This window comes from Peribacillus sp. NPDC101481 (genome assembly GCF_044767165.1).
Lineage (GTDB): Bacteria > Bacillota > Bacilli > Bacillales > DSM-1321 > Peribacillus.
In genome coordinates, this window is record NZ_JBIWNJ010000001.1 from 1,897,999 (window position 1) to 1,913,282 (window position 15,284).

Annotated in this window: 11 protein-coding genes; 3 read left to right on the forward strand and 8 right to left on the reverse strand. The window is 39.2% G+C overall.

The features are described from left to right. From ACIROD_RS09195 to ACIROD_RS09205, 3 genes are all read right to left on the reverse strand, one after another. A partial coding sequence (locus ACIROD_RS09195) for a pectate lyase-like adhesive domain-containing protein (RefSeq protein WP_402939826.1) occupies nucleotides 1-1,526 on the reverse strand: 1,526 nt, incomplete at its 3' end. A gap of 1,502 nt (nucleotides 1,527-3,028) precedes the next feature. Next, nucleotides 3,029-4,198: a sporulation protein YhbH gene (gene yhbH / locus ACIROD_RS09200; RefSeq protein ID WP_101223356.1), complete on the reverse strand. Its 1,170-nt coding sequence runs from the start codon at nucleotides 4,196-4,198 to the stop codon at nucleotides 3,029-3,031. A 455-nt stretch (nucleotides 4,199-4,653) separates the two neighbouring features. Beyond that, nucleotides 4,654-4,833 (reverse strand): hypothetical protein, encoded by a 180-nt coding sequence (locus ACIROD_RS09205; RefSeq protein ID WP_098370934.1) that lies wholly within the window; start codon nucleotides 4,831-4,833, stop codon nucleotides 4,654-4,656. A gap of 118 nt (nucleotides 4,834-4,951) precedes the next feature. Between ACIROD_RS09205 and ACIROD_RS09210 the strand changes: the two genes are divergently transcribed. Further along, entirely contained in the window at nucleotides 4,952-5,161 is a 210-nt protein-coding gene (locus ACIROD_RS09210; RefSeq protein WP_034315156.1) for a metal ABC transporter ATPase, read from the forward strand. 184 nt (nucleotides 5,162-5,345) lie between these two features. Here the strand turns inward: ACIROD_RS09210 and ACIROD_RS09215 are convergent, their stop codons facing one another. The 3 genes from ACIROD_RS09215 to ACIROD_RS09225 form a co-directional block, all read right to left on the reverse strand. Continuing rightward, nucleotides 5,346-7,241, reverse strand: a complete 1,896-nt coding sequence (locus ACIROD_RS09215; protein ID WP_101223357.1) for a PrkA family serine protein kinase — start codon at nucleotides 7,239-7,241, stop codon at nucleotides 5,346-5,348. Between the two features lie 466 nt (nucleotides 7,242-7,707). Next, nucleotides 7,708-9,342 carry a glutamate/serine transporter AimA gene (locus ACIROD_RS09220; RefSeq protein ID WP_101223358.1) on the reverse strand — a complete coding sequence of 545 codons (1,635 nt, stop codon included), beginning with the start codon at nucleotides 9,340-9,342 and terminating at the stop codon, nucleotides 7,708-7,710. Nucleotides 9,343-9,541: 199 nt separating this feature from the next. Continuing rightward, nucleotides 9,542-10,531, reverse strand: a complete 990-nt coding sequence (locus tag ACIROD_RS09225) for a glutaminase (protein ID WP_202190600.1) — start codon at nucleotides 10,529-10,531, stop codon at nucleotides 9,542-9,544. 427 nt (nucleotides 10,532-10,958) lie between these two features. Between ACIROD_RS09225 and ACIROD_RS09230 the strand changes: the two genes are divergently transcribed. Together ACIROD_RS09230 and ACIROD_RS09235 are read left to right on the forward strand one after the other, a co-directional pair. Beyond that, nucleotides 10,959-12,221, forward strand: coding sequence for an ATP-binding protein (locus ACIROD_RS09230; protein ID WP_402940168.1), 1,263 nt, complete (start codon nucleotides 10,959-10,961; stop codon nucleotides 12,219-12,221). Between the two features lie 4 nt (nucleotides 12,222-12,225). Continuing rightward, entirely contained in the window at nucleotides 12,226-13,173 is a 948-nt protein-coding gene (locus ACIROD_RS09235) for a response regulator (RefSeq protein WP_101223360.1), read from the forward strand. Between the two features lie 83 nt (nucleotides 13,174-13,256). Here the strand turns inward: ACIROD_RS09235 and ACIROD_RS09240 are convergent, their stop codons facing one another. Further along, nucleotides 13,257-14,264 carry a FecCD family ABC transporter permease gene (locus ACIROD_RS09240; RefSeq protein ID WP_260359168.1) on the reverse strand — a complete coding sequence of 336 codons (1,008 nt, stop codon included), beginning with the start codon at nucleotides 14,262-14,264 and terminating at the stop codon, nucleotides 13,257-13,259. After that, on the reverse strand, nucleotides 14,261-15,271 hold the full coding sequence (locus tag ACIROD_RS09245) for a FecCD family ABC transporter permease (RefSeq protein WP_101223362.1): 1,011 nt from the start codon (nucleotides 15,269-15,271) through the stop codon (nucleotides 14,261-14,263). Before ACIROD_RS09245 ends, ACIROD_RS09240 begins: the two co-directional genes overlap by 4 nt. Between the last annotated feature and the right edge of the window lie 13 nt (nucleotides 15,272-15,284).

Below are 15,284 nucleotides of genomic sequence, written 5' to 3' on the forward strand. Positions count from 1 at the left end.
AGACGGTCTTTTTCTGCACCTTCCGGAAGTTTATTGACCGCTTTTTGGGCTTCGTCAATCGCCCCTTGATCCGTCGTGCCTTCCAATGTATCGAACTTATCGTCCGTGAACAGATCTTCCACTTTGTTCTTCGCATCGGTTAGGTCTTTTTCTGCTTGCCCATCTACATCTTTTCCTAATTCAATCTTTTTTGTTTTACTAAATTCAATATTGAAATTCTCTGGATTGCCACCAATTGATTGAGCTACGTTATATTTATATATACCTTTCCAAGTAAGATTGCCACCGGATTTGCCCACATGACTATTTGCAGGATCGCCTGTCGGACTCATCCAGAGCTTTAACATGCCTGTATCCATATTCATCGTAAGGGAGGTGCTTAAATTATTTAATGCTTGTTTTTTCACTGAGGACAAGACAACATTCTCAGGAGTATTAAAATCAATGGTGGTTGGTTTATTTTCGACTTCCAAGGCGTGACCGTCTTCTGTAGTTACATGGAGTTTCGCTCGATTATTGATCTGCGCAGGTCCATAAAGCGAAATCATTGGATATGAATCCGTACCAGATCTATTCATCTGTACATCTGCACCGGCATCCACGTTAAATGACTTAAACTTCCCAGATTCGGTAACTCCTTTTTTTCCATCAATCTCTAGCTTTGCATTAGCCCCAATGGAAAAATCTGCATCACCGCCTGTTGCATAAAATATTCCATACCCGCTCTTACTTGTAAAAATTTTCACATTCGCATTTGGTGCGATCTTAAATTGAGGTTCTTTTGAAATCGACCAAATAAGAGCATGGCCACTATTATGGCTAATATGAGTTTCACCATCAATTTCCACACTTCCAGTTTCCGCCATCTCGTGCGTTATGGATGAGCCTGATACTGCATTATCCTGAATATAAATGTCGTTTACTCCTTTGAAAACAGCTTTCCCGTTACGGTTCCAGATTAATTGTGGCCCATTGTAGTTTACATTTTCGAATATTTGCTCTACATTTTTTGTTACATCATGTATTGTAATGAGACCGTAATAGTTCTTCCCTTTAATATTTACGTTTTTTACATGGACACTGCTTAAAATATTACCGTTGGCATAAATACCGCCTTTTGATCCTGTTGACCCTGTTTCCGTTATTATATGGTTATTACCTTCGATCACGATTTCCGATTTTGCCGGGTGAATTTTAATCGCTCCGCTGATATCAATGTTTTGTCCAAGATGGATCTCAGTAATTCCGTTATCCGTTTCTAAGGCTGCCTTCAACTCTTGAAAATTATTGACGACTGCTTCATTTACCATCATTTTTGAAGCTGCTTTCCCAGAAGATTGAGTTTCGTTTGTTTGTGTACGAGCTTCTTGATTTTTCAGCCCAGACTCTTGTGAATTCGAACTTTCCTCATTCTTTGGTGTGGATAGTTCTTCTGCAAAACCTGCACTTGGCATTAATAGAGAACTTGCTAATAGAAATGATGTTGTCATAACGTTAATAGGTTTTAACATTTTACTTTTCTTCATAAAAGAAACGCTCCTCTAAAAAAAAATTTTACTTACAAGATCAATAATACTTTTTTTCGAGAAGTACCTCGTTCCAATAATGATCCATAAAAAATCATTTTAGGAACCACATTTGGGCATTAAACGTCAATTTTAATGTGATTATTTTCATTTATGGTGATGAGTTCCATCGGGTGAAATGATCCTGCATTTTATAAAAGCAGGTCCTCTCATCAAATCTCCTCGTTTAAATTCCATAAAATTTAATGATTCTTTTAGGGCTACAATCATTATGGTTACATAACTAAAAAAATGTGATAAAAGAAACCATCGGTTCCGTCTTATCACATTTACGCATGAAAGGATTTATCATTTACATTCCCTGAAGAGTTTCTTCTATTTTTCTTATAGCTCATTGTCATAACGTTCCGTCGGATTACATGAACATATATATCACCTAACGCACTTGGTACACGCCATAGAACCTTTCACCGTAATCTCCTTACATACCACTTTTACTTTTATTCACCCTTTTTTCCATGGGCACTTTTAAGAAAGGATAGTGAAGTTATTAAAATGAGGGTGATTTTCAGCGTATTTATTTCCTGTTTATTTAATAAAAGATACATCAGAAGTAAGACTAAAAAGGCTTGAATAAAATAGATCCTGTATTTCAATAGAGTGAACCAAGTTTGTGACACCCATAGTAATAAAAAGTTATATTGCTTCGACATCATCTTTCTCCTTTATCATGATGTTGATATTATCCAGATTTAGATTCTGGCATCATTATATACAAAAAGGCTAGTGTCGGTATTTCATAAAGTAAAATCATTCGTTCAGAAAAGAAATGCAGTCCATTCTTCATTGGATTTCGAAAAAGCAGGTGCAGATTAGGGGGCGGCTGATTTTACTACCGAAGAACTAGCGTTGGATTAAATGGCATAAGGATAAAAAGGAGGAGTGGGCATAGCAAATAAAATCGAATGGCTACTGAGTAAAACAGACCTACTAATATTCAATTCACCTGTACTTTTTATTTCTTAAAGGACCGAAAAAATTACTCATAAAAAACCAGCCTGCCCCCTGGGATCATAGGGAACAGGCTGCCAGAGGGGTTATCAAAGGCACAATGTTTTGGAACCGCTCAGAGTATGGGTCTTCTGCAATGGGGTTTTTGGGAAGGATCCTCACTGCTACTTTATTTTATAATATATTCCAAGTCATAACGTTTCAAAAATGAAATGAGATAAACCATTTTTTATATTGCGCCTTCCCGTAAGAAGTTATCTTAGCAGGTGAAGAAGGGGTGGAACGGAGTGTCATGAACGAAAACCGTAACTTCATATCATGAATTAATGAGCGAATGCTATTCATCTGCCTCATAGGGAGATTTTTTTAGAATCCTTCGATTAGTCACCAACTTGAACTGAATGATTTTAAATCAGATTAATCGATAAATAAAAAAAGATTGTAGAGAGAATGACGCTTCCCTACAATCCAGAACAAGCTAACTTATTTCTTTAAGCATACTTCTTACTTTCCTCGTCTTTAAAAAAGCTCTTCATTGCATGGAAAACGTCAGCCTTTTGTTTAAGGATATAGTACCTGAATTTTTCATTATCGATGTTCTTATAAGCTGTCATCAATGTCGAATGACGATTGTATTGATTGACTTCCCCGTATCCGAACATATTGGAAACCTTCATGAGTTCTTCAACAAGCTTAACGCAGCGGACGTTATCGGATGTTAGGTTATCACCATCGGAAAAGTGAAACGGATAGATATTAAACTTCGCGGGGTCATATTTATGATCAATAAGTTCTAATGCTTTTCGGTATACGGACGAACAAATCGTACCGCCGCTTTCCCCTTTTGAAAAGAAATCCTCTTCCGGAACAACTTTCGCTTCTGTATGATGGGCTATAAACTCGATTTCCACCGTTTCATATTTTGTCCGCAAGAAGCGGTTCATCCAAAAGAAAAAGCTTCGAGCCATATATTTTTCCCATAACCCCATGCTTCCGGAAGTATCCATCATTGCCAGTACAACTGCTTTGGAATCAGGTTTCTGAATCTCATTCCAAGTTTTGAATTTAAAATCTTCCTTATAAATAGGATGAAAACCTGGGTCCCCCCTTAAAGCGTTCCGTTTGAAAGCCGATATCATTGTTTTCTTTTTGTCGATATTTCCCATTAGGCCTGTCTTGCGGATATCGTTGAATTCGATGTGTTCAAGCGTGTGCTCCGCGTGTTCTTTCTTCTGAAGATTAGGGAGTTCCAATTGGCTGAACAGGGCTTCCTCCAATTCCATCATCGATACTTCGGCTTCATAATAATCCTCGCCAGCCTTGTCACCTGCACCCTGGCCCTTACCAGCCCCGGCATCGGACGGTGAGCCATCCCTCGCGACTACATCCCCCACTTTACTGTCTCCATCGCCTTGCCCTACATGTTTGTTTTTATCATAGTTATAACGAATTTTGTATTCATCCAAGGAGCGAATGGGAATCTTGATAACATCCCGGCCATTGGACATCACGATGCTTTCTTCTGAAATTAGATCAGGCAAATTATTCTTGATCGCTTCCTGCACCTTTTCCTGATGACGTTGTTGATCATCATAGCCTTTCCGATGGAGGGACCAATTTTCCTGTGAGATAACATACTGTTGATTACTCTCTTCCGACATTCTCTTCCCCCCTTAAAAATGTTTGCACGCTTTTCATCATTCCTTCATATAATAAATTAGTGTGGGAAAGCCCACATCATTCCGGTTTTCCAATCAAAAATACAGTGCGAAAAAACGGATTAAAAGAAAAGTATTACTCTATCTTATGCAGCGATGCTGGATAATTTACAACAAAATTCAATAATGGACGTTTACCTACGAACTAGACAAGTCCTGACATGGGCATTAGATGCCCTTTAAAGTTTTTTTAAAAATGCCACTGCAAAATAAATATTTCAAGAAAACGAACAGACCTGATGATCTTCAGGTCTGTTCGCTTTAAGCGGGTTTCATTTTTCGGATAATAGGATTATTAAAATGCCAGCGTAATTAATGAAATACAACAAAAAGGGTGCACCAGCAGTTTTTCTGGACACCCTTTTACACAGATAGAAGGATTCTGGTTGTGATATTCGTCAATCTTCATCTTCCTCTATTTCATGTTGAACTGTACCTGGGCGTTTATCCCACTCTTTCAATTCTTCATTCGTCCTTTGATTTTCCATCTGCTTTCCAAGTTCTTTCATCTCTTCATAATCCTTAGCCATGGAGCTATTTTCCGGAACATGTTCTTTTTTCAATTCCTCTTTACTCATTTGCCATCACCTCTACTTATTGATACCCAATATTTCCAAATCCAAAACGTAACATATCCAATGGAAATATGGGGTATAGATAAGACATTATGAGCTAATGTAAGGAGGTGCAAGAAGTATGCAAACAACTACCCTTTATGTAAAGGAAGCAACGTCAGAAGGTCCGATTTTAAATCTGGAGTCCATACTTTTGAAAACGGAAGGTGTGGAACGAGCGATCATCGATGTTGATGATGGGGAAATTAAAATCGATCATAGCGAAGAAAAACTATCACCGAATCAACTTATTACACTTATTGAACAGTATGGTTTGAATGTAACTAAATAGAAATTAAAGCACCGGACTCCCTCCATTCAGAAGGGCCCGGTGCTTTAATCTTTGCCTTCTATAATCACCCTTTAACAAAAGATGCATGATTTCAGGGGATTCAGAAGTCCACCTTTCTTTTATTTACCTTCCGCAAAAGGCAATAAACCCCTGCCCGATTGGGGCAGGGGCAAAAAAGTATGGATTACCGATTTAACAAGCTTCCCACATAGCGCAGCAAATCATTGGCTGAGGTGGAATTATAACCGTGCTCGTCGATAAGTCTCGTGATGACCTCGTTCACTTTCTTCAGTTGCCTTTCGTCTGGTGTCTTCGTTGAAGTAGTGATCTTTACGACATCCTTCAAATCAGCAAATAGTTTTTTCTGGATTGCTTCCCGTAAACGATCATGGGAATTATAATCGAATCTCTTACCTTTACGCGCATATGCAGAAATGCGAATCAATATTTCTTCGCGGAATGCTTTTTTTGCATTCTCGGAAATTCCAATTTGCTCTTCAATCGAGCGCATCAGTTTTTCATCTGGATTGATTTCTTCCCCAGTCAATGGATCACGCAGCCTTGATTTATTGCAGTATGCTTCGACATTGTCCAGATAATTATCCATGAGGATCTTCGCCGACTCTTCATATGAATAGACAAATGCCTTTTGGACTTCATTTTTTGCAATGGCATCGTATTCTTTACGTGCCAGTGAAATGAAATTCAAATACCTCTCCCGAAGTTCGTTCGTAATGGACGGATGCTGGTCAAGACCTGCTTTTAATGACATAAGTACATCCAACGCATTAATGGACGGGTTTTCCTTACGAATGATCGTAGAGGAAATCCGGTTAATTACGTAACGCGGATCGATTCCGCTCATGCCTTCGTCCTGATATTCTTTTTTCAATTCATTGATGTCTGCGGAATTAAATCCTTCGACATTTTCCCCATCATAAAGCCTCATCTTTTTCACTAAATCGATATCGCCCTTTTTGGGATCCTTCAATCGTGTCATGATGCTGAAGATTGCCGCCACCCTTAATGTATGCGGAGCTATATGAACATCCGAGACATCACTTTCACGGATCATTTTTTCATAAATCTTTTCTTCTTCGGTAACCTTCAGATTATATGGAATCGGCATGACAATGATACGGGAATGCAATGCTTCATTTTTCTTATTGGAAATGAAAGCTTTATACTCCGTTTCATTCGTATGGGCCACAATGAGTTCATCGGCACTGATCAATGCAAAACGTCCTGCCTTAAAATTCCCCTCTTGTGTCAATGATAGCAAATGCCATAAGAACTTCTCATCACATTTCAGCATCTCCTGGAACTCCATCATCCCGCGGTTCGCCTTGTTCAGCTCACCATCAAAACGATAGGCCCGCGGATCTGATTCGGATCCGTATTCGGCAATGGTCGAAAAATCGATGCTGCCCGTCAAATCAGCGATATCCTGTGATTTTGGGTCTGAAGGACTGAACGTTCCAATTCCCACACGCTTATCCTCCGAAAGGAAAATACGCTCGACCATCACATCTTCAATCCTGCTTCCATACTCCTGTTCTAACCTCATTACATTCAGCGGCGATAGGTTTCCTTCTATCCTTATTCCATATTCTTCAAAAAAATCATCCCGTAAATATTGAGGAATGAGATGCAGTGGATCTTCATGCATCGGGCATCCTTTTATTGCATAAATGGCACCAGTGTCTTTTAATGAATAATTTTCAAGTCCACGCTTCAGTAAAGAAACGAGTGTGGACTTCCCGCCTGACACAGGACCCATTAGAAGCAATATCCGCTTACGGACATCGAGCCGCTTTGCCGCCGGATGGAAATATTCCTCGATGAGCCTTTCCAGTGAATCTTCAAGGCCAAACAACTGACCGCTGAAAAAATTGTATTTCTTTGTCCCATTTACTTCCTCTATCCCTGCATCTCTGATCATGTTGTATACACGTGAATGAGCAGATTGAGCAACTAAAGGCGTTTCTTTCAATATTTCTAAGTACTCTGCGAAGGTGCCTTCCCACTTCAGCTTCTGTTCATCTTCTCTAAATTTTTCGATTTTCTTTAAAATATCCATTAAGGAACCTCCCCCTGTCACTTTCAGAGAATACTTAAATCTATGCTCCAAGTCTGACAAACATGTCAGACTTTAAAAAGTCGCCGGCCATTGTTTCGAATAGCCCTTGGCTCTCCAGTATCGAAAAAGGCTTAATCATTGAAGAATTGAGGACAATTATGCTGACAAGAAAAATTGTGTGCACTCCTGCTAAAAATTAGGGTATACTAAGCCTATACTTAAGTGGGACAATATGGGTAAAGGGAGGTCACAGCATGGGCACAGTTATTATCGTTGGGGTTGCTATTACATTTTTAGCCGCTATCTTCACTGCCGGGTATAATGATAAACCAGGTGTGAAATAAAAAAATAACAGCCTTTCTTAAATCCAAAAAGGGGACAGCAAATTAAATTTGCCGTCCCCTTTTTTTCACCCTCATCGATATTAATAGTTAGAGCATGCCAATCAATGAAATGGCTACACCATTTATACAGCGTCCTTTTTTTCAGTGTGAGCGGCAATGTTATTCTCCATCGATCTCAAGTCTTCATTTACTTTTTGTCCTTGTTCCAAATATTCTGTTTGGAATCCGCTCTTTATTGCCCAACTATAAAACCCTAGAGATAAACATGTTATGAGGACCATATCCCAACCAAATGGGATTATGTTTAGTCCACCAAACTTTTCACTGCCTAAGTATGAAATGGTCATCATACAGAGTAAGTAAACAACCATCCAAACCCCAGCCAAGAAGTTTTGACGGAATCCCTTCCAATTGATTTTTGCTTGATAATAGAAATAAACTGGGAGACCAATCATAATGATAAATAATACTTGTCCTGTCAGTGGCCACCTTGCCCAATATAAAACCAAAGAAGCAAAAACAAAGCCAAGCGGTGCAATGATACTTAATCCTTTTAGACGTAATGGTCTGTATAAATTCTGACCGGTGCGCCTTAATGTCATAACAGTAACTGGACCTGTAATATAAGAAACTAATGTCGCAACCGAAATAACCTCTGCCAATACTCCCCAGCCTCTAAACATGAATAAAAATAAGAAGGATACACCTAGATTAAAAAACATGGCTTGACGAGGGATACCATAAAGTGGATGAAGTTTTCCAAATACGCTTGGCAAATATTTATTCTTTTCCATTCCATAAAGCATTCTTGACGTTGTCGCCGTGTATGTTATTCCCGTCCCGGAAGGAGAAATAAAAGCATCAACGTATAGTAAAATAACTAACCAGTTTATACCTAGGACTATTGCTAAATCAGCAAACGGTGAATTGAAATTCAAATGTTGCCATCCGTTCACAATCATGGACGGATCAACGGCCCCAATAAATGCAATCTGTAATAAAACGTAGATAACCGTTGCAATTAAGATGGAGCCTATTACTGCAAATGGAATCGAACGTCCAGGATTCTTTGCCTCACCTGCCATGTTAATCGGACTTTGAAAACCGTTAAATGCAAAGATGATACCAGAAGTTGCTACAGCAGTAAGCACACTTGCCCAACCATTAGGAGCGATACTTCCTGCAGAGGTAAAATTAGATCCATGAAAACCGGCAAATAAAAGTGAGCCGATCGTCAGTCCAGGTATAATAACCTTAAAGACTGTAATAAATGAATTTGCTTTTGAAAACAAACTAACTGTCCAGTAATTCAATAAAAAATAGACGACCAATAATGCAGAAGCAATTGCCAAGCCTGCCCCAGTTAGACTCCCATTTTCTACTAAACCATGTGTCCACTCCGCCCATTTCCATGGCCATGAGCTCATATATTGAACAGAAGCAATCGCTTCGACTGGAATTACAGAAACAATTGCGATCCAGTTTGCCCAACCTGCAAGAAAACCTATAAACGAGCCATGAGAGTATTGCGTATATTTTACCATCCCCCCAGCTTCAGGAAACATTGCCCCTAATTCACTGTAAGATAGTGCGATAAATAAAATAACAACCATCCCGATAATCCAGGAGATAATGGCAGCCGGTCCTGCGATTTGTGCCGCTTTCCATGCTCCGAATAACCAACCTGAGCCAATAATTGACCCGAGTCCTACCATCGTTAACGAAAACGTACCCATCTTTCGCTGCAAATTATTCATATGTTCATCACCATGCTTTCCAAATTTCATTCTTTATAATGACGTTCTTAACTGATTTATCAATTGTTTCAAGTTCGTCCAATTGATTCTTGAAGTGATTGCTGAATTGCATCACCTCTTGCTAAGTTTAGTGAATTGTAATGCAAATTTTGGATGTACCCTATATTGCTTTTTTAATATGAACAGATTTTCTCTGCTTTTAGAAAATACTAAGATCCCATTCCTGTGCCATTTGTTTCAATAACATACCACCTGTTACGCTATTCCCATATTCATCAATGGCAGGTCCGTATATACCAATGCCACATCCATCTTGAAAGGGAAGCCCGCTTCTGGAACTTGGAGGAACAAGTGCCATGATCCCGCCAGATACTCCACTTTTGGCAGGCACCCCCACAAAAGCCGCAAATTTACCTGAAGCATTGTACATACCACAAGTAAGCATTAATGCTTTGGCCAGCTTAGCCACTTTTTTTGGGAGTACTTGTTCTTTACGGATGGGATGGTATCCATCTTGTGCAAGAATCAGCCCAAGCAGGGCTATGTCTTCTGTGGTTACTACTATGGAACATTGTTTGAGGTAAACCTCTAAAGCTTCCTCTACATCCGATTCTAAATAATTCGTCTCTTTTAAATAGTGAGCCAAGGCTCTATTTCTATGAGAGGTTTGCCACTCAGATTGATACACTGCTTCATTGATGGCCGGACGCTTTCCTAACAAATTTTCAAATAATGTATAGAGAAATTCTAATTTCTTTCGTGAAGTATCACCTGGGAGAAGCGAAGCTATGGTAATCGCCCCTGCATTTATCATCGGATTGAATGGCTTTCCCGGCTTATGCATTTCTAAACGAATAATTGAATTGAAAGCATCTCCAGTTGGTTCCACATCGACCCTCTCTAACACATAAGAAATGCCACAACCCAAGCACGCGGCTATAAAGCTGAGCACTTTTGAAATACTTTGCAGCGTGAATGGGACTTCCCAATCCCCTGACTTGATCATTGTTCCACCAGGCTCCAGTATGCAAATGCCTAATTGCGATAAGTGTGCATTCCTCAATGCAGGTATATAATTGGCGGTTTGCCCTTCAGTAGCATAGGGTCTGTAATGTGCCACCCATTCATCTAAGTCGGCTTGCTTTTGACTACTAACGTGAATGTCATACTCTTTTGACAATTCTTCAATCACATTTTTCCACCTCTTCAGTTGTTGTATCATTATTCAAAATGAGCGTTTTACCGAATGCCATCATGCTGCAATAGATTAGATGAAAACATAATGAATATTCTAATAATTGTTAAGCGCTTTCAAAAAATTCTATCTACCGTTAATTTTAAATTGGGAACTACATAATCATACGAAAACCTACAAAATCTAAAAAATAAAAATCCACTAAAAAAACGGAATCATCTCACATGTTCCGTTACCATTTTTTGTGGATAGAAAAACAGATTGGTTTTGCGATAATTGGTTTTAAGCCGTTCCATTCAGGAACAAAGTAAGCGTTGTATTGAAGCTGATGAAACTGTATACTGATTTTTTAAACAAATTGGGAGGTGACGACTTGAATCTGAGTACGTTAATGAAAAAAGAGGTCAATATCCTTGCTTTGATGTTGTTAACAGTCCCATTAGCAGGCGAATTGAGTTTTTATCCTTTAAATGAAACGTTTCGGGTAAGTTTTGGTCCACCTGTACTTTTCTTCTTTTTACTATTATTACAGAAAACACCTGTCATTCTTTCGGGCTTCCTGACAGGAACAATGGTTGTGGTATTTCGTATTCTTATAGATTTTTTCATTCATGATAGTTTTTCCTGGGCTTCCGCTTTCCAAGTTCATTATCCAAGTTTTTTCTTTTATTTCACCTACTGCTTTCTTTTTTATTTAGTGAAAATCAATCGCTTTCAAAACCGATCTTTGATTATTGGATTTATTGGTCTCATTATCGAAATATTGTCCGACTCAGTAGAATTAATCTTTCAATATATTGTATTGGAAACAACAATTACGCTAGGTTCACTGAACGAGATGATCATGATCGCATTCGCCCACAGTTTTATCGTTTTAAGTTTTTTTAATATGATGAAGCTTTATGAAGCACAATCAAGGGAACGACAAATCAGAAAACAAAATGAACATATGCTGATGCTCATTTCCAACTTATACGAGGAAACGATTCATTTAAAAAAAACATTAAAAAATGCTGAGAATATTACAAAGAAATCGTATGATTTGTATCGAGATTTAAAAGCTCTGGAAAAACAGGAAAAGCAACCTCATGTTCTTACAGAGCCATATAGTCAAAAGGCATTGCGCATCGCGGGTGAAATGCATGAAGTCAAGAAAGATAATCAACGAATTTTTGCCGGTCTTTCCAAATTGATTTCCAATGAGAGTTTTAAGGATTATATGAATGCTGCTGAACTTTTTCATTTAATTATCCGAATTAATGAAAAATATGCCTTATCTCTAGGAAAGGATATACAATTCGAATACTCATTGGATCAAAAAAATGATTCACATTATCATGTGTATACCGTGTTATCTCTTTTCAATAATTTAGTCGCAAATGCAGTTGAAGCAATTAAAGATAAGGGAATCGTCCGTTTAAGTTTGTGTGAAATCCATGACAATGTGGAATTTAAAGTTGCTGATACTGGACCTGGAATTCCTCAAAAGTATCAGACTGTCATATTCAAACCTGGGTTCACTTCAAAATATGATCATTTCGGGACACCTTCAACGGGGATTGGTCTCTCATATGTTAAAGAGGTCGTAAAAGAACTGGGAGGCGATATCCTGTTTGAGAATAGTTTTAACGGCGCTGTTTTTTCAATAAAATTACCCATTCATAAGTTGATCCAGAAAGGATGATTCCATGCGTTTTTTTATAACAGATGATGATTGTGCCATACGTTCGAACTTAAGCCAAATTATAGAGAACGAAGATTTAGGAGAAGTGGTGGAGGAAGCCGAGGATGGGAGTCTATTAGAAGGCCATATTCTGAATTTAAAACAAATTGATATATTATTCATTGATTTATTAATGCCCATCCGGGATGGCATTGAGACACTTCGTCATATAAAAAGTACATTTAACGGAAAAATAATAATGATTTCGCAGGTTGAATCAAAGGAGCTGATTGGTGAGGCATACTCACTTGGAATAGATTATTATATTACCAAACCAATCAATCGTATTGAGATATTAACAGTTATCCGAAAAGTTATGGAACGGATTCATTTAGAAAGATCGATCACAAATATCCAAGCTTCTTTGAATAGTGTATTGAATTTTGAACAGCCAAAAGTTGATAAATCCAATAGTTTTAATGAAAAAAGTATAAGTGAGGTAGGTGAATTCCTACTATCGGAATTAGGGATCGTTGGAGAAAATGGCGCAAAAGATTTAATGGAGATGCTTCAATATTTATTTATGTATGAAAGGACTTTTACTTTTGGAAAGCATTTCCCTACCCTTAAAGATATCTTTGTAGAAATCACCAAAAAAAAGCTCGGTACATCAGCTTTGCAGGCTGATATCAATCGAGAAATAAAAGCTGCCGAACAGCGAATACGCAGAACGATTAACCATTCCTTAAATCATTTTGCCTCGCTCGGTTTAACGGATTTTTCAAATCCGAAGTTTGAAAATTATGCTTCCAAATTTTTTGATTTCACAGTCGTACGCCAAAAAATGAAAGAATTGCAAAATGATTCAACAATAGTTCTTACACCTACCCGGGTAAATACAAAAAAGTTTATTCAAGTATTTTATTTCGAAGCGAAACGATTGAATCCTGATGAAATAATTAGATATAGATAATCAATGATTAAAACAAAAAACTACGGAAGCACTTAATGGAACATAAAATCCCCTGAAGGATTTCAGGGGATTTTAGCAAGTTCTTATTTTTTCAACAATAAATACATGAAATAAGGAGCACCGATCAATGCAACCATGATACCTGCAGGAATCCCCTCGGGTTCAATTATATTACGGCCTATCGTATCGGCAAGCAGCAATAGCCATCCACCGATTAAAATGGCGACCGGAATGAATAGTTGATTTCGAGGTCCTACCAAGGATTTCGCTATATGCGGGGACATAAGTCCAATGAATGCAATTCCGCCTGTAACAGAAACGGCAGCCGCTGCCAGTGCTACAGCCGTGATTAGCAGTACGATCCGCTCCTTTTCAATCGATACACCGACCCCAATTGCGACCGGTTCACTTAAACCAAGCAGATTCAAACGATTCGCTTTATATAAAGTGAATGGAATGAGGATGATTAACCATGGAATAATCGCCCAAACGAAAGGCCAATCCGTGCCCCATATATTTCCCGCCAACCATTTTGAGATGAAATCGACCTTTTCTCGTTCCGCTGATGAAATGAGGACAATCATCAGGCCTGAAAGCGCCATTGAAAAACCTACCCCGATCAACACTAACCGGACGGGTTCAAGGCCACTCCTTCTCTTGAATGAGAGAATATATATTAAACAGGCCGTCAGTAACGCTCCGATAAAACCGACAAGCGGAACCATATAAACAAAAGAACCAGCATCAAGCGGGAAAAACAGAAAGAAAGCTGCAATGGCAACACCTGCTCCTGAGTTGATCCCGATGATTCCGGGATCGGCTAAATCATTACGTGTGATCCCTTGCAGAATGGCTCCCGACAGTGCAAGGGCCATGCCTGCTAAAAGGGTGATGATGATTCGCGGTAACCTTACGGAAAATAAAATGAATTCCTCTTTAAACGTCCCTTGCCCGAAAAGCGTGGGAATCAGTCGCCCTAAAGAAAGATTGGAATATCCCGAACACGTCCCAATAATGATCGTAACGATGATGAGTGCAGTTAATGCACCTATTATCCATCGCTGTTTTTTGACTAATGATGACTGGATCATGAAAATGCTTTACCCCCTTTACGCACGATTAGGAGGAAGAAAGGTAAACCGATCATCGCAACAACCGCTACCACAGGTGTTTCATATGGAGAATTGATGGTACGGCCGATCGTATCGGCAAGCAGCATGAAAGTGGCTCCCAAAATCGCAGACATAGGAAGGATGAATCGATAATCCGTACCCACGATAGCCCGAACAATATGGGGGACCATTAAGCCGATGAACACCATATTTCCAACAAGTGCAACGGCAGCACCTGCCAGGAGAATGATGACTACGAAAAGAACAGCCTTTATTTGTGTTGTCTTTTGCCCTAAGCCTACCGCCACTTCTTCACTTAAGCTAAGTATGGTGAGCTGTCTGGAAAAGATAAGGGAAATCAGGATGCCTATTAAAATGAACGGGACGATTACCCGAAGCTGCTCCCATGAAGTTCCGATATTCCCGCCAGCTGTCCACATCGATACATCTTTTGATACCTTGAAATAAATGCCTACCCCTTGCGAAACGGCAAATAGGAATGCAGAGACTGCAGCACCAGCCAATACGATCCGCAAAGGTGAAAATCCGCCCTTTTTGATCGCACCAATTCCGAAAACCATGGTTGCCCCGACAGCGGAACCTATAAAACACGCAATCATGATCCCTAAATTATTAGCATTTGGAATAAATGCCAAAGTAATGGCGAGACCTGCATTGGCTCCTGCCGTCAATCCAAGCAACCCCGGATCGGCAAGCGGATTCCTGGTCATTCCCTGCATGATGGCACCAGAAACGGCAAGTGCTGCACCAACAAAGATTGCGCCCACTTCACGAGGGAAACGGATTTCCCGGATGATTGAAAGCTTTTCACCGACAGCATTTGATGTCAGTGCTTGCCAGACATCTTTAACAGTAACATCCGCCGCCCCAAATGCCATTGAAATAATGAACATGCCTATGAATACAGCAATCCCTATGAGCAGTTTATATATAAATGGGATGAAACGTTGATTTTCTTTAGTCATCTGTCTCTCTCAT